At 49.8% G+C, this 21,499-nt stretch carries 22 protein-coding genes; 21 read left to right on the forward strand and 1 reads right to left on the reverse strand.

Features of this window, described 5'->3' with window-relative positions; translation table 11 throughout:
• The first annotated feature begins 15 nt into the window (after positions 1 to 15).
• The 18 genes from oadA (at position 16) to AAH187_RS04180 (ending at position 17,512) form a co-directional block, all read left to right on the forward strand.
• Positions 16 to 1,956 (forward strand): sodium-extruding oxaloacetate decarboxylase subunit alpha, encoded by a 1,941-nt coding sequence (oadA, locus tag AAH187_RS04095; RefSeq protein WP_342347162.1) that lies wholly within the window; start codon positions 16 to 18, stop codon positions 1,954 to 1,956.
• Between the two features lie 68 nt (positions 1,957 to 2,024).
• Positions 2,025 to 2,912: an alpha/beta fold hydrolase gene (locus AAH187_RS04100; RefSeq protein ID WP_342347163.1), complete on the forward strand. Its 888-nt coding sequence runs from the start codon at positions 2,025 to 2,027 to the stop codon at positions 2,910 to 2,912.
• A 113-nt stretch (positions 2,913 to 3,025) separates the two neighbouring features.
• On the forward strand, positions 3,026 to 3,682 hold the full coding sequence (gene tpx / locus AAH187_RS04105) for a thiol peroxidase (RefSeq protein WP_342347164.1): 657 nt from the start codon (positions 3,026 to 3,028) through the stop codon (positions 3,680 to 3,682).
• A 37-nt stretch (positions 3,683 to 3,719) separates the two neighbouring features.
• Positions 3,720 to 4,388: a thiaminase II gene (gene tenA, locus AAH187_RS04110; RefSeq protein ID WP_342347165.1), complete on the forward strand. Its 669-nt coding sequence runs from the start codon at positions 3,720 to 3,722 to the stop codon at positions 4,386 to 4,388.
• 107 nt (positions 4,389 to 4,495) lie between these two features.
• Positions 4,496 to 5,203 carry a hypothetical protein gene (locus AAH187_RS04115; RefSeq protein WP_342347166.1) on the forward strand — a complete coding sequence of 236 codons (708 nt, stop codon included), beginning with the start codon at positions 4,496 to 4,498 and terminating at the stop codon, positions 5,201 to 5,203.
• 65 nt (positions 5,204 to 5,268) lie between these two features.
• On the forward strand, positions 5,269 to 5,652 hold the full coding sequence (locus AAH187_RS04120; RefSeq protein WP_342347167.1) for a VanZ family protein: 384 nt from the start codon (positions 5,269 to 5,271) through the stop codon (positions 5,650 to 5,652).
• A gap of 72 nt (positions 5,653 to 5,724) precedes the next feature.
• Complete coding sequence (locus tag AAH187_RS04125) at positions 5,725 to 6,366, forward strand: hypothetical protein (RefSeq protein WP_342347168.1); 642 nt, start codon at positions 5,725 to 5,727, stop codon at positions 6,364 to 6,366.
• A 195-nt stretch (positions 6,367 to 6,561) separates the two neighbouring features.
• Complete coding sequence (locus AAH187_RS04130; RefSeq protein WP_342347169.1) at positions 6,562 to 8,946, forward strand: secretin N-terminal domain-containing protein; 2,385 nt, start codon at positions 6,562 to 6,564, stop codon at positions 8,944 to 8,946.
• On the forward strand, positions 8,924 to 9,463 hold the full coding sequence (locus AAH187_RS04135) for a type II secretion system protein (RefSeq protein WP_342347170.1): 540 nt from the start codon (positions 8,924 to 8,926) through the stop codon (positions 9,461 to 9,463). Before AAH187_RS04130 ends, AAH187_RS04135 begins: the two co-directional genes overlap by 23 nt.
• Complete coding sequence (locus tag AAH187_RS04140; RefSeq protein ID WP_342347171.1) at positions 9,463 to 9,864, forward strand: prepilin-type N-terminal cleavage/methylation domain-containing protein; 402 nt, start codon at positions 9,463 to 9,465, stop codon at positions 9,862 to 9,864. The genes AAH187_RS04135 and AAH187_RS04140 overlap by 1 nt, the downstream gene beginning before the upstream one ends.
• Before the next feature lie 7 nt (positions 9,865 to 9,871).
• Positions 9,872 to 10,801 carry a LysM peptidoglycan-binding domain-containing protein gene (locus AAH187_RS04145; RefSeq protein WP_342347172.1) on the forward strand — a complete coding sequence of 310 codons (930 nt, stop codon included), beginning with the start codon at positions 9,872 to 9,874 and terminating at the stop codon, positions 10,799 to 10,801.
• The gene (locus AAH187_RS04150) at positions 10,801 to 12,006 is read left to right on the forward strand and encodes a type II secretion system F family protein (RefSeq protein WP_342347173.1); all 1,206 of its coding nucleotides are present in this window, start codon (positions 10,801 to 10,803) and stop codon (positions 12,004 to 12,006) included. The genes AAH187_RS04145 and AAH187_RS04150 overlap by 1 nt, the downstream gene beginning before the upstream one ends.
• A 29-nt stretch (positions 12,007 to 12,035) precedes the next feature.
• Positions 12,036 to 13,763: a GspE/PulE family protein gene (locus AAH187_RS04155; protein ID WP_342347174.1), complete on the forward strand. Its 1,728-nt coding sequence runs from the start codon at positions 12,036 to 12,038 to the stop codon at positions 13,761 to 13,763.
• Entirely contained in the window at positions 13,763 to 14,944 is a 1,182-nt protein-coding gene (locus AAH187_RS04160; RefSeq protein ID WP_342347175.1) for a hypothetical protein, read from the forward strand. Before AAH187_RS04155 ends, AAH187_RS04160 begins: the two co-directional genes overlap by 1 nt.
• On the forward strand, positions 14,941 to 15,552 hold the full coding sequence (locus AAH187_RS04165) for a PilN domain-containing protein (protein WP_342347176.1): 612 nt from the start codon (positions 14,941 to 14,943) through the stop codon (positions 15,550 to 15,552). Before AAH187_RS04160 ends, AAH187_RS04165 begins: the two co-directional genes overlap by 4 nt.
• The gene (locus AAH187_RS04170) at positions 15,549 to 16,124 is read left to right on the forward strand and encodes a hypothetical protein (protein WP_342347177.1); all 576 of its coding nucleotides are present in this window, start codon (positions 15,549 to 15,551) and stop codon (positions 16,122 to 16,124) included. The genes AAH187_RS04165 and AAH187_RS04170 overlap by 4 nt, the downstream gene beginning before the upstream one ends.
• Positions 16,124 to 16,717 (forward strand): hypothetical protein, encoded by a 594-nt coding sequence (locus AAH187_RS04175; protein WP_342347178.1) that lies wholly within the window; start codon positions 16,124 to 16,126, stop codon positions 16,715 to 16,717. The genes AAH187_RS04170 and AAH187_RS04175 overlap by 1 nt, the downstream gene beginning before the upstream one ends.
• 117 nt (positions 16,718 to 16,834) lie before the next feature.
• Positions 16,835 to 17,512, forward strand: coding sequence for a retropepsin-like aspartic protease (locus AAH187_RS04180; protein WP_342347179.1), 678 nt, complete (start codon positions 16,835 to 16,837; stop codon positions 17,510 to 17,512).
• A gap of 470 nt (positions 17,513 to 17,982) precedes the next feature.
• Here AAH187_RS04180 and AAH187_RS04185 read toward each other — a convergent pair whose 3' ends face one another.
• Entirely contained in the window at positions 17,983 to 19,038 is a 1,056-nt protein-coding gene (locus AAH187_RS04185) for a pectinesterase family protein (protein WP_342347180.1), read from the reverse strand.
• 154 nt (positions 19,039 to 19,192) lie between these two features.
• Here AAH187_RS04185 and coaE point away from each other — a divergent pair, with 154 nt between their 5' ends.
• From coaE to AAH187_RS04200, 3 genes are all read left to right on the forward strand, one after another.
• Positions 19,193 to 19,831 carry a dephospho-CoA kinase gene (gene coaE / locus AAH187_RS04190; RefSeq protein ID WP_342347181.1) on the forward strand — a complete coding sequence of 213 codons (639 nt, stop codon included), beginning with the start codon at positions 19,193 to 19,195 and terminating at the stop codon, positions 19,829 to 19,831.
• 38 nt (positions 19,832 to 19,869) lie between these two features.
• On the forward strand, positions 19,870 to 20,793 hold the full coding sequence (trxB, locus tag AAH187_RS04195) for a thioredoxin-disulfide reductase (RefSeq protein WP_342347182.1): 924 nt from the start codon (positions 19,870 to 19,872) through the stop codon (positions 20,791 to 20,793).
• The coding region (locus tag AAH187_RS04200) for a THUMP domain-containing protein (RefSeq protein WP_342347183.1) at positions 20,793 to 21,499 on the forward strand (707 nt) is incomplete at its 3' end. The genes trxB and AAH187_RS04200, both read left to right, overlap by 1 nt.

Consider the following 21,499-nt stretch of genomic DNA (forward strand, 5'->3'; position numbering starts at 1 on the left):
GTGAAAGGTCTCCTTATGTCACGAAAAACACCACACTCTGATAAAAGCAGGAAACCCAGTCGTCCCGTCCCTACCCGGACGAAATTGGATGCCGCTCCCGCTCTCGATATTGAAGCGTCTCCGAAACGCCAAGTCTTTTTAACCGATGTGGCGCTACGAGATGGACACCAGTCTCTTCTGGCAACACGTATGCGTACAGAAGATCTCTTATCCGTGGCGTCAGAATTAGACGAAGTGGGTTTTTGGTCACTAGAAGTGTGGGGCGGCGCAACCTTCGATTCTTGTCTCCGGTTTCTGAAGGAGGACCCTTGGGAGCGTCTTCGAGCCTTCCGTGAGGCCATGCCGAAAACCCGTCTTCAAATGCTCTTGCGTGGCCAAAACCTTGTCGGTTATCGACACTATGCTGACGACGTCCTTGAAAAATTCATCGAATTGTCGGCTCAAAACGGCATTGATGTCTTTAGGATCTTTGATGCCCTGAATGACATCAGGAACATCAAACCTGCCATGGAAGTGGTGAAAGCCTGCGGCAAACATATCGAAGCGACCATTTGCTATACCGTCAGTCCTGTCCACAGCCTGAATCATTTTGTGGAACAAGCCAAACAACTCGAGGATCTCGGCACAGACACCATTTGTATCAAGGATATGGCTGGACTGCTTCCTCCCTTTGAAGCCTATGAATTGATCTCCCGCTTGAAAGCAACCGTTCGGGTCCCGATTCACCTCCACACACATTACACGTCGGGGATGGCTTCCATGTCGTCCCTCATGGCTATTATGGGCGGGTTGGATATTTTGGATACTGCATTATCCCCACTATCCGGGGGCACCTCCCACCCCCCGACCGAATCCTTTATCGCCGCTCTTCGCAACACTCCGTATGACACGAAGTTAAATCTCGAACAAATCGCCCCGGCTGCCGATAAATTACGCAAAGCCCGTAAACGCTATCGGCAGTTTGAAAGCGATTTCACCGGGGTGGATACGGACATTCTCCTCTCCCAAGTGCCTGGTGGAATGCTATCGAATTTAGCAGCCCAACTGGCGGAGCAAAATGCGCTGGGAAAAATCAAAGAGGTGCTGGAAGAAATCCCACGCGTGCGGAAAGATATGGGGTATCCCCCACTGGTCACCCCCACCAGCCAGATTGTCGGGACACAAGCGACACTAAATATTTTAACTGGCGAGCGCTATAAAGTGATTACGAATGAAACGAAAAATTATTTTCAAGGGTTGTATGGGAAACCACCTGGCACTCTTAACTCCAAGATCAAGCAAAAAGCCTTGGAAGGCGATCAGCCCGTATCCGGTCGTCCCGCTGACAACCTTGATCCTGAGCTGGGAGATGCCACTCAAGAACTTGTGGGACGCGAGATGGCTGAAGAAGACATTGTTTCATATGCACTCCTCCCATCCGTTGCTTTGCAATTCTTTGATGAACGGGAGCGCGGCGAACTAAAACCCGAACCCCTTCATGCCTCATCCGAGAGTGGACCGGCGGTGGCTCACGATCTTCATTTAGCCCCGGTAGAGTTTAATGTCACCGTTCACGGCGAAGCCTACCACATTCGCGTGTCGGGATCCGGCCAAACGGTTGACGGGGTGAAACCCTATTATATTAAAGTGAATGATAAGCTTGAAGAAGTGTATCTTGAACCGATTCAAGAAGTCTTAGCCGGTTCGCCTGACCCCCCGACATCGCAATCATCAAAGACCGAAAAACGTCCTAAACCATCACAGCCTGGGGACGTGACCACCCCCATGCCCGGCCGGGTGGTCAAGGTCCTGGTGACCGAGGGTTCAAGTGTCAACATAGGTGATTCCTTGCTGGTAGTGGAAGCCATGAAAATGGAGAATCGAGTCCAATCGCCTATTGCTGGGTCCGTCATCACCATCTACGTGAAAGAAGGGGATGAAGTGAATCCGGATGAAACTCTGATTCATCTAGAATAATAATGCGGGGCTGTTTTCACTTCCGATCATTTCTCCTTTTCATGCTCGGGCTTGGATGCTTGACGATCTTGGGATGTTCCTCTCTGTCGGCACTCCCTTCCAGAATCGAACTGATCCAACGTGTGCCCTATCAGACGACCAGAGTCAACAACCATCGCATTGCCTATCTTGACGTTGGCCAAGGTCCACCGCTTATCCTCATCCATGGGTTTGGCGGGTCGATGTGGCAATGGGAACATCAATATTCTGTTCTGGCCCACACTCACCGGGTCATCATCCTGGATTTACTCGGCTCTGGGCTCTCTGCCAAACCGGAAGAAGCCTACACGCCAAAACACATGGTGGAGTTTTTTCGGCAATTCATGGATACCATCAATATTCCACGAGCCACGTTAGTCGGAAATTCCATGGGGGCAGGCTTGGCCATGGCCATGGCCCTTGACTATCCGGAACGAGTGGAACGACTTGTGCTTATCTCGGGATTTCCTGCCCAAGTTGAAAACAGTATCGCGTCCCCACATTACCAACGCTTTCTCCACCACCGCCCTCCCCTCTGGCTCGCAAAATTGGGAAATTGGATGGCAGGAAAAAGGACCACAAAGCAGATTCTCAAAGAAGTTATTTATAATCCAGCCCTCATCTCCCCTGCCATCATTGAGCGTTCATATCACAATCGACAACGGGACGATTTTCTCTCCCCCCTCTATTCATTAATGGACAATATCAAGACTTGGGAGGGACAATATGGAAATAGGCTTCAGAAGATTTCTCATCCGGTCCTGCTTCTTTGGGGAGAGCATGATGGAGTGTTTCCCCTAGAGGTGGGTGAACGGGTAAAAAATCTGTTACCTCAGGTCGAATGGCATGTCATCCCGGAAGCTGGGCATCTTGCGCAATGGGAGGCACCCACGATCGTGAATCAACTCATCCTCTCATTTTTGGAACGAGGTTCCTGAAGAAAACATCTTCCAACCGGCTAATCCGCCCCCGCTTAAGGGAAAATGGTATTCTGTACACATCACGATACCCTGAATTTGGATCACCGACTCTAAATAGAAGGAGCATCAGCATGCCAAAAATCTCCATTATTTTGTTACTTCTCATCCTGACAGTTTCTTCTTTGGCGGGTTGTTCGACCCTGAATGGTCATTCAGAGCACGAATTTTCCTATAAAAACATTCCGGTTGACAAAGAAACCGCTCGGACAGGGGAAGGTGCGACCATTCTTTTCCGAGGCACCCCGTTGCCGCTGAGTGGCATTGAAGTGAAAGCCGGAGAGACTCTTCGTGCGGTTCCATTGGCAAAAGGCGATTTATCACTCGTGAACATTCATGAATCCCAAGGCAAAGTCCGCATCATCAATATCGTGCCTTCCCTGGACACCAAGGTCTGCGAACAACAGACGCATTATCTCAGTGAAAAAAATCAGGGTCTTGATCAACAGGTGCAACTGATAACCATTAGTGTCGATACGCCTTTCGCTCAAGAACGTTTTGCGAAAGAAGCGGGAATTGCCAATGTTGAATTTCTGTCTGATTTTCGTAATGGGGAGTTTGGCTCTTCCCACGGATTACTGTTGGAGGGCCCCCATCTCCTGGCTCGAGCCGTCATGGTTGTCGATGCGAATAATGTGATCCGCTATCTCCAGGTCACTCCTGATCTCGGCCATATGCCGGATATGGATAGAGCCTTTCAAGTGGCGCGATCCATACTACCAAATTCGTGACACAACCCACTTTGACAAACATTCACCACTGAATCCGATGACGTTCTCAGAACAATTACGAAATCGTGCCGCGCCTATTTGGGCTGCCCAGTTAAAGCATCCCTTTGTGGTGGCATTGGGAAAAGGCACGTTACCAGCAAAAAAATTCCAATATTACATCTTACAAGATGCAAGATATTTAGAAGAATTGGCCAGGATCTTTGCTCTAGGGTCGGCCAAAGCGACGGATGGAGATACTGCCATTCGGTTTGCAAAATTAGTTGAGGACACGATTACCGTCGAACGAGGGCTTCATGAATCGTATGGCAAACAATGGGCTCTTTCCCCCAAAGACATGCGCTCCACCCCCCTTGCCCCAACGAATTATGCCTACTGTCGGCATATGAGAAGCGTGGCCCAAACCGGGACACTCGGTGAAATCACCGTGGTGGCCCTACCCTGTGCATGGGTCTATTGTGAAGTCGGACATCACCTTTTAGGAAAAGAAGCACCAAAACCCTCACATCCGTATCATGAATGGCTACAACTCTATGGATCACCCGAATTTGCGGAAGTCACCCGATGGATGCGCGAAGTCGTCGATCGATGCGCCAAGACAGCAGGGCGGGCAGAAAAAGCCAGGATGGAGGAAGCCTTTCTCATCAGTTCGCAATACGAATGGATGTTTTGGGATATGGCCTGGCGGGAAGAACAATGGCCCATATAGCCTGTGGGGTTTGTGGATCCTTACCCAATATGACATGCACAGAATTCACTGATTGCAAAACTCTGCCCATTCGTTCACCCAACCCCTCTCTTCCACAATGCAATCAGATGAAACAAATCCACTACCCCTTACTTTATATTCTTGCGTTATTCAATGTATGGGCAGGGCTCCAATTTCCGGTTCAGGTCAGTGGTCAAACGCCCATGGCCAAAGGCATCCAACCCCTTATCCAACTGGAAGGCCAGTCCTTACACCAACTGATCCCCAGGAATATTCGTCCCCTCCTGCTCCCAGAAGAACAGGAAAAATTTCTTCAGGAACTTGAAGGCCATCCACCGGATTGGCCTGCCTTACAGAGTCCGGATCACACTGACCAAAGCGAGCGCCTGTTCCAACTGAATCGCAAACGAGACGAGGCCCGCCTCATTCACCAGAAGATCCTACAACAACCCATTGCCTTTCTATGGTCAGGCTTTCTCCGAACATATATGCCGGAATATCAGGGATTTTCTGTGGCCTTAGGCCCGGAACTCACCTCTACATCATGGGGCATTGTTCGCTTCAAACCCATGGGGTTGCCGGATTACCTGGTGGCCATCCCCTCTCTTGAATCGGCCAAACAGTTTCGCCTTCAGCAACAACAGGGTGAACAAATTGCCATCGGCATCCTTTTTTTGGGTACTCTCGTTGCCGATGAATCACTCATCTATAGTTTTTCTCATGATCAGAACGGGGACGGAATGATTTTGCCCGTCGTACAAATCGAAGATGTAAGGTATTTCCTCAACCCGCCGAACCTATCATCATCCCATTAATCCACCGTTAACAAAGGACGTGTCAGATTTCTCCGACCCAAATCATCTCGAAACCTTTCCTGTTATTGAAATATTGGGGACCAGTCGTCCTCTATGCGCTTGCTATTGTGTATCTTTCCTCCCAATCCAATCCTGCCCAACAACTCCAACTCCCGTCCTTTATTTTTACTATAAATGATAAAATTTTACATGCGTGCGAATATGGTGTGCTAGGGATTTTGCTCTATCGGGCATTCAAATACACAACCCCGACCGCTGGAAATATGGGCCTCGCGATCATCTGCGTCATCGCATTCGGGATTTCCGATGAAATCCATCAATGGTTTGTCCCCCAGCGTCAGGCTGATATTTGGGATTTAGTCGCCGATACCTTTGGAGCCGCCTTTCTGATTCTTGGATGGGTGCTGATTACAGAGAAAGGACGAAAACGGCTGCCTATCCTCAAGTAGAACCCACTCAACACCATGGCACAGTTGGCACCAAACGGATGCCTGCACCCGACAAGCAGACACCATCACTCAATGAGTAAATCTTTCAAGAAATATCCGGAAAGCCAGGTGGCCTCCCTCGGTAACCAGGATGGGGTCACCTACCTTTTCGTCATGATGCTGGTTGTCGTCATGTCCATTGCCACGTTGGAAGTCACTCAACAGTGGTCGGTCATTATGCAACGGGATCGGGAGGCTGAACTACAATTTCGTGGGACCAGTATTGCGAAAGCCATTGAGCGATTTGTGGCCGACTGGGAAATTCAAAAGGCCACACGACCCAACCAATGGCCGCGAACGCTTGAAGAATTAACGAAGAAGTCACCAAAACGGTATCTCCGGACGGCCTACGCTGATCCCATGACCGGGAACAAGTTTGCACTGATAAAAATTGGCCAGGATATACATGGAGTCAGAAGCACCAGCACGGAGACCCCATACAATCAAGATGTCTTTAAAGGAGCTAAGACCTACCAAGCCATCCGATTCGAAGCCAAGGGCAGCACCAACTGTCAGGTCAATCCGCTAAATCCTAATGCGCCAACGAACTGTGCCCCTGCGGCCAATACACTCCCGTCGGGGGAACCTTCCCTAGGGAATACTCCTTCGGCAAATTCCCCTGTTCAATCTCCATCAACAGAAGCCCCAACAGAGGAAACCCCAAGCCTTCAGTAATCACTAACCCGTTCGAGCCAGCAGGTACCGGGCTCAATATTGACGAAGGGATATCCGATACAGAATCTAGATTAGCCTAAAGGAACGAACAGGTATCTCTAGCCCGTATATGATAGTTATGCTAGGGTAAGGAGGATTTTTGAGATCTTCATCTTACCCCCCCAGTCATTCTCATTACATATAGTGAAGGATCTAATGCATAGAATGAATCCGTTTTGCGTGTTGGCCATGGTCTTTATGATGGTTCTGATGTCCTGCACTCTTCGTGAAACCCAGCTTGGGGATGAACTTGAACAAAAAGGCGATTTTGATGGGGCCGTGGCGGCTTATCGGGACGCCCTCAGGAAAGACCCCTTCAATAAAGAAATTGATGAAAAATTCCAATCGGTGAAATTACGTGCAGCAGATCAACATTTCTCCCGTGGAAGGCAGATGTTAAAAGAGCGGAAAATGGGCGAAGCCCTTCAGGAATTTCAAATGGCCCTGGGGTTCGATCCACAAAATGTTGAACACCATACGGCCCTCAGCGATGTCTGGCGCTTAAAGACCGCTCGTCAAACCTTCTTGGATGGCAACCACATGGAAGGTCTTGGCCGATACGACGAAGCCATGACGCTCTATGAATCAGCCGTGGAATTGGACCCATCCCTGTCGGAGGCTGTTGAAGGCATCACGAGAGTGGTCCAACTGCAGAAATCCACTCAAGCCATCGGTGGCTCAGCAGAACCCGTAACCCTTCGGTTTCAGAATACCCGTCTCAAGCAAGTCTTTGAAATTTTAGCGAGAACTGCCAATATCGATATTTTATTCGATAAGGATGTGCGAGATGACCTCGTCACCATTTTCACCAAAGACACCCCGTTTGATGAAGCCTTAAATCTCATATTGACCACCAATCAACTGTTTGCCAAACGCGTCGGACCTGACAGGCTGTTAGTTATCCCTGATACCAAGCAAAAACGAGAACAATTTGATGATCTGCAAATCCGCACGTTTTATCTTTCCAATGCCAAAGCCAAGGATATCGCGAATCTTCTTCGGACGATTCTGGAAACCAAGCGCGTCTATGTGAATGAACCCTTGAACACGGTGGTCATACGTGACGAACCGGCCAAGGTCACTCTGGCGGAGCAGATTATCCTGGCCAATGATCGTAGCGATTCGGAAGTCCTGTTTGAAGTGGAAGTCTTGGAAGTTAATCGTACCAACAGCCAAAACCTTGGCCTCCAGTTCGCCAAAGAAGCCGGATTTGGTATTTTTCCACCAGGCACTGAGTCTGCAGGTTCTGCCGCATTTTCTCTCCCATCAACATTTTCGTTCAAACAATTAACAGACATTGGTCAAGAGTCTTTTCTGTTTCGGTTTCCCAGTAGTGTATTACTGAATTTTTTCAAACAGGAATCTCAGGCCAAAACCCTGGCTTCGCCTAAACTCAGAGTACTCAATAATCAAAAAGCCTCCATCAATGTCGGGGACAAACAACCAATTCTTCTTTCCACCACGAATGTGTTACCGGGACAAGCAGCCACAGGTGCCGTTCCCACGACCTCGACCGTGACCTCCATTGAGTTTAAGGATACGGGCATCAAACTCACCGTAGAGCCAACCATCCACTTGAACAATAGCATTTCCCTTCGATTGCAAATAGAAGTCACACGCCTAGGCGAACGGGTCATTCTTCAAGCCTCCCCCTTAATCACCCAATTCAAGTTTGGAACCCGTACCGCAGACACCGCACTCAATATGCGGGATGGTGAGACGGTCGTCCTCGGCGGGCTCCTTTCAGAGGACAACACAAAAACGCGGGATAGCGTTCCAGGGGTCGATGACATTCCAGGCCTTGGGCAACTCTTCAGTAATACCAACACCAATAAAGTTGTGACCGAAGTCATTTTGGTCATCACCCCGCATATTGTCCGGAGTGTCCAACCTCAGCAATTAGCGAAACAGACTCTCTGGTCCGGCACGGCCAATCAGTACACCACCAAGCCGATGTTTTCACAACCCAACCCGGCTGTGTCCCTTATGAACACCCAGGACTTCCCCACAGACATGACCAATTCTTCCGAATCGTCCGCATTTCCGCAAAATCCGCAATTAACTGAGGGGAAGACGCCCACCCAAGCATTCGTGGAGCAGGATCCGGCAGAGGCATCTCAGCCTGTGATCGATGGTCCTCACCTCCAAATACTCCCGTCAGCCGCATCAATCAAGGTTGGAGAAGAAATTTCCGTTTCTCTTGAAGGGGAAAATTTTGCCAGTACTGGAAATTCGTCTCTCACGCTATCGTATGATCCTGCCGTTATGACTTTTAAAAATGCAATGGAAGGGCCTTTCTGGAACAACCAGCAGATCCCCTCTAGTCTCACGGTTTCTGTCGTCCCTAATCTCGGTAAAATTGTGCTCCAAATGGGGCAACAAGGAAAATCTGTACAAGGAAATGGGTCACTAGCCACGGTGGTATTCGAAGCCGCAGGGAAGGGAACATCAAACATTCACATTCAACAATCCACGGTCCTGGGTGCCAATGGCCAACCCGTGCCGGTCATGGTGGAACATGGCAGAATTTTGGTGGAATAAATCCTCGCCAGCTCAAAGCGGGGTAACCTTAATCGAACTCTTAGTCACGTTGGTCATTATGTTCATATTAGCCTCCGTCGCCCTACCCATTGCGAAAGTCAGCATTAAACGGTCGCAGGAGTTAGAGCTTCGTCATACCTTACGAACAGTACGAACGGCCATTGATGCGTTTCAACTGGATTGGGCAAGAGATGGGACCGTCCGTACAGGGAAACTCTGCGTGGAAAACGTGACGTCATGCCAAGAGTCCACGGGAGTGACCGGATATCCTAAGAAGCTGGAAACTCTCCTGAAGGTGAAATTAACGGGCGAGAAAGCCCAACTCGGTGAGCAGTCGGAAATAAAACGGTACCTCCGGAAAATCCCCTTTGATCCGATTACAGAGACCACAGAATGGGGGCTCCGGTGTTTCCAGGATGAACCAGGCGAATCGCGGTGGTGCGGGGAAGATGTCTTTGACATCTATACCACCAGCGAAAAAAAGGCAATTGATGGGACCCCCTATCGTGAATGGTAATGACCTACTTTGTAGTTATTGGTAAAAAGGGCTACACTTTACTTGAACTCATGATTGTTGTGGCCATCGTGGGGATTCTGGTTTCCATCGCAATTCCCACGTTTCAACACACGGCCATCAAAGCCAAGGAAGCGGCTCTGAAACAAAATTTATTCACGTTGCGGACGGTCATTGATCAATTTTATGCTGATAGAAAGGAATATCCGGCGACTTTAGAGGACCTGGTGGAAGAGAAATACCTTCGAGCGATCCCCATGGATCCATTTACCAAGTCCTCGACCACATGGTCCGAAATTTTTGAAGAACAGGAGGAGGGCGAGGACTCTCCTGCTGGAATTTTTGATGTTAAAAGTGGGAGTGACGGCCAGGCGCTGGATGGCACTCCCTATACAGAATGGTAGGTAGGACATGAAACGTAATCATTGGACACACATGATACTGAGTGGCACATTTATCCTGGCTGTAGGCGGCTGTGCTCAGAAACCGACGAAACCGGTCGCGGTCGACTCATTGATAGGATATGCCTCCCAGGCTACTCCACAACAGGTTCTTCTGCAGGAAGCCAGAACCGAAAACGAAAATTTACGGGCTGAAATAGGGGCAATAAAAGTTCTCATGGCCAAACAAGCCGGTGAACTGCAATCGCTGCGAGGCCATACTCAATCCATTCAGCATCGAGAACAGGATCAAGGGCTTGAACTGCAACACCTTCGTGGAGAACTTCTGAACTCCCAGGCCGAGCGGGATGAATTGCGAAAGCACAACCTGGAACTTGAAGGCCAGGTTGCCAGCATGCCCGACACCACGCAACTCGTATCAGACATTCAACTTCTCAACCAATCATTCCAGCAGATTATGGCGAGCATGAAACAGCTTTCCACTGACATCACGCTGATCAAACAGGAAATCCATAGGCCCTACGGTAAGGGACAACCCCTGAAAACGAAACTCCCGGTCCCCAACCCACCTACCTCCTCCGGAGATAGACGCATACCAGATTCCCAAGGACGAATCGTCATTCAAAATGGCGACTCCCTCTGGAAACTCTCACAGATGTATCAAGTCTCCGTTGCCCAATTACGCGAATGGAATGAACTCAATTCTGACGTGATTATGACGGGACTCAAAATTCAGGTCACCTCCCCATTGGTACCCCAGGTAAATTCGTCAAATTCTTCAAGTAATACAACTGAGTTACCGGCTTCCCCTGCCATCCAAGAGCCCCTGACTGAACCGGTACATGAAAACATGCCCCTACAGGACAATCGTGTGGAAAGTGCCCCTGAGCCAAAACATATACTCTCGCTTGGCAATCCCCAATCACCTGAGTCACCCTAGTGCCCCGGTTTCATTATAAAGCCGCTCGTCCGGATGGAACGATTATTGAAACCGATGGGGAAAGCGAATCCCCTCGAAGCCTTCGATCTCAACTCGAGGCACAAGGACTGCTTGTTCTTGACCTGGCAGACTCTGGCACCAGAAAGATCGTCTCAGGCAAAAAACGGCAACGCCCTTTAGCGCTCAGAGATTTTCTGATATTTAACCAGGAATTTTTAGCGTTACTCAAAGCCGGATTGCCCATGTTACGGTGTTTTGATCTCCTGGCAGAACGAAACACCCAAGGGGGATTTCAGCAAGCCTTACAATCGGTCCGTGAGCACATTCGGGGAGGATCGGCTATTTCTGAAGCCATGACCCATCATCCAACCTATTTCCCCGAACTTTACCAAGCCTCACTACGAGCCGGTGAGCAGGCTGGCAATCTGCCGGAAGTCCTGAGCCGATACATTGCCTATTTAAAAATGCTGATCGGGGTTCGAGAAAAAGTCGTCAAAGCCACTATTTATCCCATATTCTTATTAGGGTTTGGTCTCCTGGTGACCATCGGCCTGCTTTTTTTTGTTCTACCCTCATTTGCGGAAGTCTATAAAGAAAGTCGCGTCGAATTGCCATGGGCCACTCAGCTCTTGATTGATCTGACGCAATCGGCTACCCGATGGCTGATGGGACTTCTGATTATCATGGGACTTGGGGGCATAGCGATCTATTGGTGGAAAAACACTCCTCAAGGTCAATGGCAAATACATTGGTTATATCTCCATGCGCCGGTACTTGGTCCCTTGTTTTTGAAAAATCAAGTTATTCGTTTAGCCAGAACCCTCTCAACTATTCTTGGAGGAGGAATCCCCTTATTATCAGCGCTGCAGGTCACGGCTAAATCCATGCCCAACAAAGTCTTCGCCCAAGCGCTTCAATCGGTTATTGTACATGTTCGAGAAGGTACCAGCCTCTCAGTGGCATTAAGGAAAGAGAACTTTCTCCCACGGCTTACCCTGGAAATGGTTGAAGTCGGAGAAACCACCGGTTCACTTGAAGCCATGCTCTTTGAGGTCGCGGAGTTTCATGAAGGGGAATTGGATTTTCAATTATCCCGACTCATGACCTGGATCGAACCCATGTTCATCATTCTGATTGGGGTTATTTTAGGAGGGGTGGTGATTGCCCTCTATCTCCCTATTTTTCAAATGGCAGGGGCCGTGTAACCACTAAGTGACCTCGACGAAAGAATAATATGACCACACCCGTTAAACGCATGCCATTCGAGGACCTCTTGGTGGAAAAGGGTCTCATCCGGGAAGGGGATAAGGAGACTCTGCTCGAAACCGCCCGCACGACGAATCAGACCATTGCGGCCATTTTGTTGGAGCAAGGCACGCTCACGGAAGAGGTGATCGGCCAGGTCCTGGCTGATCAATATGGACTGCCCTGGAACAACCTCAAGGAATTTCGCATCCCGTCATCATTAATGGAGTCCATCCCGGTCGAACTGATGCATCGGTATGAATTTGTGCCCATTGAACAAGAAGGCCCGATTCTGACCATCGCGATCGCCAAACCACAGGACCTGCGAATCATCGATGAATTGGAACACCAATTGGGATTTGAGTTGCGATTGGTCGTCTCGTCTCACTCAGCCATACTTGAAGCCTTGGGCAATAGCGAAGGCAATAGCCAGGTGCTCACGCGCATCAAAGCCGAATTGGATCCGGTCCTGATTAAAGAGGACGAGAAAGGGGAGGAAATCCTCTCCGTTGAACGGATCACCAAGGATCTCAGCCCAGTGGTCAAACTGGTGAATACGATTATCTTAACCGCCCTGCAAAAGCAGGCGAGTGACATCCATATTGAGCCCACTGAGCGCACGGTCGATGTGAAATTCCGGATTGACGGGGTTCTCTATTTAGCCATGGAACCTTTTGATACCGGCATTCACCCCTCTCTTATTTCCAGGCTCAAAATCATGTCCGAACTGGATATCGCAGAACGTCGTACGCCGCAAGATGGTCGGTTCAAATTACTCCTGAATCACCGAACTATTGATTTCCGGGTTTCCATTCTTCCAAGTGTGTTCGGTGAATCGGTGGTCATCAGAATTCTGGATAAACAACATATTTCGGCGGGCGTCCAAGGGCTGCGCCTGGAAGCCCTGGGCTATACCGGCGAGGATCTCCGTCGTTTCCGCCGAGCCATCATTCGACCCTATGGAATGGTCCTGGTCACCGGACCCACGGGAAGCGGAAAAACCACAACCCTGTATGCCGCGATCAATGAGGTGCACTCCGACGAAGATAAAATTATTACGATAGAAGACCCGGTGGAATATCAATTAAAGGGGATCGTACAAATTCCAGTCAATGAAAAGAAGGGGCTCACCTTTGCCAGAGGGCTTCGATCCATTTTGCGGCACGACCCTGATAAGATTATGGTTGGAGAAATTCGGGATTTAGAGACGGCACAAATTGCCATTCAATCGGCTCTCACGGGGCATTTAGTCTTTAGCACCGTGCATGCGAATAATGCCTTTGATGTCATTAGCCGGTTTGTGAATATGGGCATTGAATCGTATAATTTTGTAGCTTCCTTGAGTTGCATACTCGCTCAGCGTCTGGTCCGATCCATTTGCCCAACCTGCCGCGTTCCCGTGCAAATTCACCCTGAGCAGTGCGAAGAATCCGGCATTGAGTATGAGGATGTGAAACACCTGACCTTCTACGAAGGCAAAGGCTGCAATGAATGTCACGGCTTGGGCTTCCGCGGCCGAAAGGCCATTACAGAATTTTTAGATATGACCGATTCCATCAAGGAAATGATTTTAAACGAGAAATCCATATCAGAAATTCGCACAGCTGCCATGGCACAGGGGATGAGCACCTTACGGCAAGCAGCTCTTGAAAAAGTCTATCGAGGAGAAACCACGCTCAAGGAAATTAATCGGGTCACTCCGATCGAGGAAATCTGATGCATTTTTTTCCCATTTCGGCACCCACCGTGGCACTCTCCATTTCTGAGGATGGGTTATGCCTGGTAGAAATCAAAAAATCATGGCGTAAGAAGACGCTCCGGCACATCGCCAGACGCCCCCTCTCGCCTGGGGCACTCACGCTCTCTTCGGCGAAACCCAACATTGCCAATCCCAATGAGTTTCTCACTCAACTTAAGACGCTGGTCAAGCCCTATCGTCGCCCGCTCTCCATTGCACTCAGTCTTCCGGACATATGCGCCAGGACGAGCATCTTTGATTTTGCATCCTTTCCCACCAAAAAACCGGAGCAAACGGCACTGGTGAATTGGCGTTTTCAACAGGACCTTAAACTTGATACTTCCCAATCGCGACTGTCTTTTGGCCTCTATGTGCCCACGTCGGTCAGGGATTCCCTCGCCCCAGGCAACATAGACCATGTCAGAGTGTTAGGCACGGCCATTCGCCATGAAATTATTGAACAATATGAGAACATGTGCTTGGAAGCAGATCTGATCCCAACTTCTGTCGGAATGTCGGGGCTCGATATCTTTGATCTGTACCGTCCCAACATCCAGGACATGCTCACGGCTGAAAACCTTTCTCAGAACTCTCATCCCCCAACAGTCATGTTCCTCTTCATGAGTCATTGGGGTTTTACCTTTTTAGCCTGTCAGGAAGGCAGTCCACGCTTCATCCGCACGAAAGCTCTTGCCATCAAAACGGAGGCCCATCACTCTCAAGATTCTTCGCTGGATCCTGAGTCTGAGGAACACGGGGAAACCAGAGAACAATGCCCGACATCCTCAGGAGAATCCTCTTCTGACGCACCTCAAGAATCCCCCACAGGAAATAATCCCTATTCTTCGTACATTGCCATGAAGGTGGAAAAGGAAATCCTGGCATCCCTACAATATTATTTCGAGATGTTTCCCATATCTGCCACGGCATCTTCTCCGGTTAATCTGTTCATGACAACTGATCTGACCCATGGGCAGAGCCTTATGCCGCCTCTCGACCGCATTCAACAGACCCTGAAGGCCAGTGGAGGACATGAGCCTCAAATTCGAGTCACCTCGCTTTCTCATGCCTCACATTTTCATTTATTAAACACACATCTGGCGGTGAACAGCCAGGAAGAAGCGGCATTGCCCGGCTTTGCCAGTCTGATGGTGGCATGATGATCCCACGTGTACATAGAAATGTATCTGCACCCGGTATTTCTTTTCTTCAATTGTCCCAACTCGGGCTCACCCTCCTCACCGCCGGTGCACTCGCTCTTACCGCTTCATTCTGGTGGCAGGGAAACTCATTACATGAGCAGATTGATGTCCTAGAAGACCAAGGAGCCAGTGTCGAGACGGCCAACGAACAATTGGTCTCCCAAGCCAGGGCGGCGGGGCTTGACCTTTCGCACCAGGCCATTCGAAGCATTCCGGCAAAAGTCACTTTTGTGAAACAGGTTCGTGAACGGGTTGGATTTTCCTGGACACAATTACTGACCGATCTGGAAACAGCCGTTCCTTCGGATATCACCGTGAACTCGGTGTCTCTCGATGAAAAAACCGACACGATTCTTCTTCAAGGATCGGCAGCATCTCTACCAGATCTCAACCGACTTATTCATCAGCTGGACAAGCACGCAGCCTTTCAGAATGTGTTGCTATCGCAGCATTCCACAAAAAACACCAAAGAGGATCAGGGTAACTCACATAGCGTGTTTACGCTCACAGTGACGTATGATACCCGACATTCGGCTTCTCACCTGGCGGGGGTTCCCAGGCAATGATGAATTCTTTTCAGATCATACAACGATCAAAGACGACGATTCGGATCTCAAAATATTTAAGTCCGTTGTTCATCGTGACAATCCTTGCCGGACTGTCATCAGTCGGGATGTTTGCCTTTATCTTTTACCCGGCCCAGGACCGGTTTCAACACATCACAGCCCTGAATCAAGCTTCCCTGCACACACAAACAACCATGCAGACAGCCAGGCAGACTCAAACTATTCTATCTACCATGTGGAACGCGCTTCCGGATTCTGGAGAATTCACAGATTTGAGTTTGGACATAGCTGATTTGGCGAAACAAAATCACGTACAAATCCCTGGCATGGGATACGACTTCAAACCCCTCTCCCATAAACTGGCGACGAAAGGCACGTTTGCGTTTGAAGCCGTGGGGCCCTATGAAGCTATTCGAAAATTCATTTTTGAATTGGAGCAACGCTGGCCCTATCTCTTTATTGAAAAACTTTCCGTTGAAACTTCTAAAAAACAGAAAGGGGTCATCTTTAAACTGAAGGTCTCTACCTTTCTGAAAGAATTCCCTGAACCGGTTAAAAAGACGAAAACCTAATGACGAATCAACGAAAATGGCTGGTGTTAGGAGGCCTACTATCGGCTTGGGGAATAGTGACAATCTTCCAAATGTGGGATTCGGCGCCAACAGATCCTTTGCTTCACTCTGCCACGTCAGAAAGCCCACTTCCACCACTGAAAGATCTGAAGTTAGACCCGGATTTTCCTAATCCTCGACAAACAGCGACGTTCTCTCTCCCTCGGAATATCTTTGCACCTCTAGGCATGTCTCAGGTCGCCAGACAGGAAACAGCCAAATCCCCCACTTCCGGCCTCCCTAAGGCGGATTTCTCCCCGTCGCCATCCCAACCGCCACCCCCAGGTCCTTCTTTTGCCGATCTAGCAGGACAACGAGCCCAAGAACAACTCAACCAATTCCGGTTCCTGGGGTATTTAACCAAGGGGGGTGAGAGCCAGGCCTTCCTCACCAATGGGCAGGCCATCTATATTGTCAAACAGGGAGAGATGCTGGAAGGTCGCGTGCAGGTGCACAAAATCGAACCAGAAACCGTGGTTCTGTCAACCCAGGTGTTGGAAACCGGCTCTCATGTTCAGGCCACCATTCCCTTAACACCCGATACCAGCGGATAATCAGCTTCATAGCGTTTTCCCTCCGCATCTTGGTATCCTTTTCCCACTATGCATGAACGTCGCACTGTTGTGTTTCTTAGGAACTCTCATCACACCACCATATGGTGGCTGGTCGGAGTGATAGTTTCCGGTGTTCTATCGGTGTCTTCAGGACATTCAGCGACGTATGACTGTGTTGATGAATTTGGCGCACGCGTCTTAACAGATAATCCGGTCCAACTATTTAAATGCACCCTATTGCCGTCACAAAGCTCTTCTCTGACCAATCAAGTTTTATCTGCGACTCCAACACTTCAAGCAACCACCCCGTCCATTCCTCCTCAGACTCCTCCTGTTACCCAGATTTCTACCAGTTTCTCCTCCCTGAATGAGGAAGAGCAGGACAGCCCGTTCAATGAGGAAATCACCGTCCCCCTCACCAAAAGTGGAGGGTCATTTCTCGTTCATGTGATATTGAATCAAGAACGATCAGCCCAACTCATTGTCGATACCGGTGCCTCCATGACCGTTCTTTCGACTCAGGTCGCCATTGATCTGGGAATCCTGGGAACAACCGACAACGAAATTCTAACCGTCAACACCGCCGGAGGGTCAGTTCAAGTCAACATGAATTATCTCTCCTCCATCACGGTTGGAACGGCACAAGCCACCAATGTCGCTGTAGCTCTTCACGATCTCCCGGATATTCCGGAACACATCGAAGGCCTGCTGGGCATGTCCTTCCTTAAACACTTCCTCGTTACCCTGGACGCCGAGCATGCTCGCTTGATTCTCCGTCCCAAACAACAACCCTAATCCAAAACGCTGTAGTTCTGCGATGTCCAGAATCCTGAGCATCTGTACCTTGGGGCTGGTAGGAGCCGAAGGAGAGGCACGTGATAGACTCACGACGTCCCAATAAGATGTCCCAATAACAAATGGATTGTTGAAGGTGTTAAATATTTGTCATTTTTATTCACGTATGGGTAACCAAAACCAATCGGGAAAATTCATAGAGGATTCAAACAGGCTCGTCCTGTCGTCAGATCTCTCGAAGGGAAAGCTGTAGCCATTTGGATGGATGGAACATACGGAAAAATCCTTGAGCACGAGCAAATGTCGCCTACCAACACGCTAGGAGATCAAAGCGCTTCAGCGGGCAGACGCGAAGCCGCTTTCAGCCGTCGTAGCTACTTCGGCGAAGGAGGCCCGCCAAGGACAGAGAATGAATGGCTAAAAGCATCCCGAAGGGTAAAACCCTGGCTTTCAGCATTCAAACAAGAAAATTATGGGTGAGAAGAAACAGGAGGCAGAGCCCCTAAGTAGGTAAAACCACCAATCTGGATCAGGGAGGAATCGGCCTGAAGACGAAAATCACCCTTTTCAGGATTAAGAAATCCAGGAGTAAGCTGGACATCCGTTTTTCCTGCGCGATCAAGAGCTGGCGTGGGGGGAGTGCCCGTCATGACATAATCCCCCTGATTGTCAGACAAGGCATTAAAAGCCAGCATGGTATGGCTCCCCGGAAAGAATAGAAAACCTACGCCGCTCTGACTAATAATATTTCCCTGCACATCCGCTTGCGCGTCGTCCTGAAAGGCAGCTCCGCCTCCGTTCTGAACCAGAGTATTTTGAATCAACCGGGCTTTGGACTGATCCGTCATCAACACGGCCTCATAGAGACTTCGGGTAATAACATTCCGTCTCAGGGTCACATCTGAGTTTCCACCAATAGCCACACCATGGTCATTATGGTAAATCAGATTGCCCGATAAGGTGCCTGTAGAATCCGCAAATGCCACACCTGTTGTCTCACTATCACCAATCACACAATCTTCCAAGTGCACATCCTGGACCTGTTGACTAAACACCATGCCATTGACACGAATCCGTGTTAGTCTCACACCACTGCCATTAAAAATCCCAACTCCCAATCCCCCATGTTGAATCACGGAGAGATCCCTAATCGTCACATTTGTTGCTCCATATGGCCATTTGCCAATATGGAGGGTCCCGACACGCTTTTCCCCGCTCAAAACGACCAGGTCCATGCCTTCACCAATAATCGACAACCCCTCTTTGCTATGGACGGTGACATCCTCGGCATAAGATCCCCGTTTGATCAAAATCGTGTCACCCGAGACAGCCTGATCAATGGCTTCTTGAATTGAAGTGAAATGCCCTGATCCATCCAAGGCAACCTGCCATACCGACGAGACGGGGGCTTGAGGTGGAGAAGGCGCCTCAGGGTTGGCAGGCGCCAACCCAGACAGGACACACAGAATCAGGGCACACGAAAAAATAACTGGTCGAAAGATGGTCAGCATGTGTTGAACGATCACGTGGTTTATTCCCCTGTCATTCTTGGCGGTCAATCAGCCCACTCCTAAAAAAGTCTCATCGAGTCAATACCCCAAGGAGTTTGGCAGGGTCAAGCAGGTATCCAAGTTTTTCCATATTTATTGTCGCTCCCCACCCCCTATGCTATGGTTGGGCATGATCGTCGTCGGGTTGACTGGAGGATTGGCATCAGGGAAAACGACTGTTGCCAGGATTTTTGAATCGTTTGGAGCCAGGATTATTGACGCCGACGAACTGGCCAGAGCCGTTGTCAAACCGCGAAAACCAGCTTGGAGGGATATCGTCAAAAAATTTGGGGCAAAGGTGCTCACTGAAGACCTTAACATCAACCGCCAGGCCCTCGCCGACATCGTGTTCAAATCCCCTAAGAAATTACACGTTTTGCAAACGATCATTCATCCTCGTGTCGCCCGAGAGCAGGCCAAGCAAGTTAGGAGCATTCAACAGGAGGATCCCCATGCCGTCATTATTTATGATGCTGCGTTATTACTGGAGGCCGGTGCACACAAACGCATGGATCATGTCATGGTCGTCACCGCTGACCGGGCCACTCAACTTGCCCGCGCCTGCCGCCGTGATGGCCTGACCAAGGCCCAAGCTCTTCGGCGAATCAGACAACAAATGCCACTCAATCACAAACTCGACTATGCCGATGCCGTGTTGGATGGAACCTGGTCACGTACCCGGTTGCGCCGTGCGGTCCTGTCATTGTATAGGACTTATGTCAACGAGGCGAGATCACGAACGGCCCGCCATACCCTCAATACCCCATAGACCGTTCAACTACATGTCTAACCGTAAGGAGTCCTCGCATGGTGCATGACGTCATTATTCTGGGATCGGGCCCGGCTGGATTAACCGCCGCCGTCTATACCGCTCGAGCCAACCTTTCCCCCTTGCTTATTGATGGTTCGCAGCCTGGCGGACAATTAACCATCACCACCGACGTGGAAAATTTCCCCGGATTCCCCAAGGGCATCATGGGACCTCAACTTATTCAAGACATGCGGGCTCAAGCCGAACGGTTCGGCACCCAATTCCGCCAGGGTCATGTCACCAAGATTGATCTCCAGGTGCGTCCCTTTCGAGTCACAGTTGACGATGAAGCCACTCTGGAAGCCAGAACCCTCATTATTGCGACCGGTGCCTCGGCCAATTTATTGGGCCTGCCCTCCGAAAGCCGCTTGATGGGGCATGGCGTTTCAACCTGCGCCACCTGCGACGGATTCTTTTTCCGTGGCAAGGAGATTGCGGTCATCGGCGGCGGTGATAGCGCTGTGGAGGAAGCCACATTTCTGACAAAATTCGCCTCGAAAGTCACTCTCGTTCATCGTCGTGATAAATTACGCGCCTCAAAAATCATGCAGGACCGGGCGATGACGAATGAAAAAATTGCATTTCAGTGGAACAGTGCTCTGGAAGAAGTCCTGGGTGACAATCTCGTAACCGGGATACGGGTCCGCAACGTCCAAACCAACCAGGTTGAAGAAATTCCGCTATCAGGCGTTTTTGTGGCCATCGGCCATACACCGAACACCAGCCTGTTTGCCGGACACATCGATATGGATGAGCAAGGCTACATCCGTACTCAGCCCAATCGGTCTACCACCAACATCCCAGGCGTGTTTGCATCAGGTGACGTGCAGGATTCACATTATCGCCAAGCCATTACGGCTGCCGGATCCGGATGCATGGCAGCCATCGACGCCGAGCGATATCTAGAATCGCTCCACTGATGCTTCATGTCTTAGTCCATTATCATGAGCTCGCTCTCAAGGGAGGCAACCGGAAACATTTCGAATACCGGTTAGTCCACCATTTGCGAGGAGCCCTGAAACCTTTAGCGCATGTGCATGTCGAAGCACTCCAAGGACGCATCCGGGTGAGCTTCGAGGATGAGGCGGCATGGCCTCGCTTGCAGGAACAGATCAAGCGTGTATTTGGTATCGTCAATTTTTCCCTGACCAGAGCCGTACCATTGTCCTACGACCAACCCGATCTGGCAGCTCTCAAAGATGCGATTATTGCCCATCTGCCCACTCGTCCTTTTACCACCTTCCGGGTGAGTGCCAAACGGGCAGATAAGCGTTTCGTCAAAACCTCCATGGACGTGGAACGGGAAATCGGGGCCTATGTCGTGGAACACACCGGCAAACAAGTTAATCTTTCACACCCCGATATGACGATTTTGGTGGAATTAGTCCCTCCCTACGCCTACTACTGCTGTCAACGCGATGCAGGACCCGGGGGATTACCGACGGGAACCGGGGGAAAAGTCATCTGTCTCATTTCCGGTGGCATCGATTCTCCTGTGGCGGCCTATCGCATGATGAAACGGGGCTGTAAAGCCGTTTTTGTGCATTTTCACGGTCGTCCCTATCTCTCACGAGTTTCTGAGGAAAAAGTCCGGGATCAGGTCACTCTACTCACGAAGTACCAACT

Source organism: uncultured Nitrospira sp., assembly GCA_902500695.1.
In the GTDB taxonomy this organism is placed as follows: domain Bacteria; phylum Nitrospirota; class Nitrospiria; order Nitrospirales; family UBA8639; genus Nitrospira_E.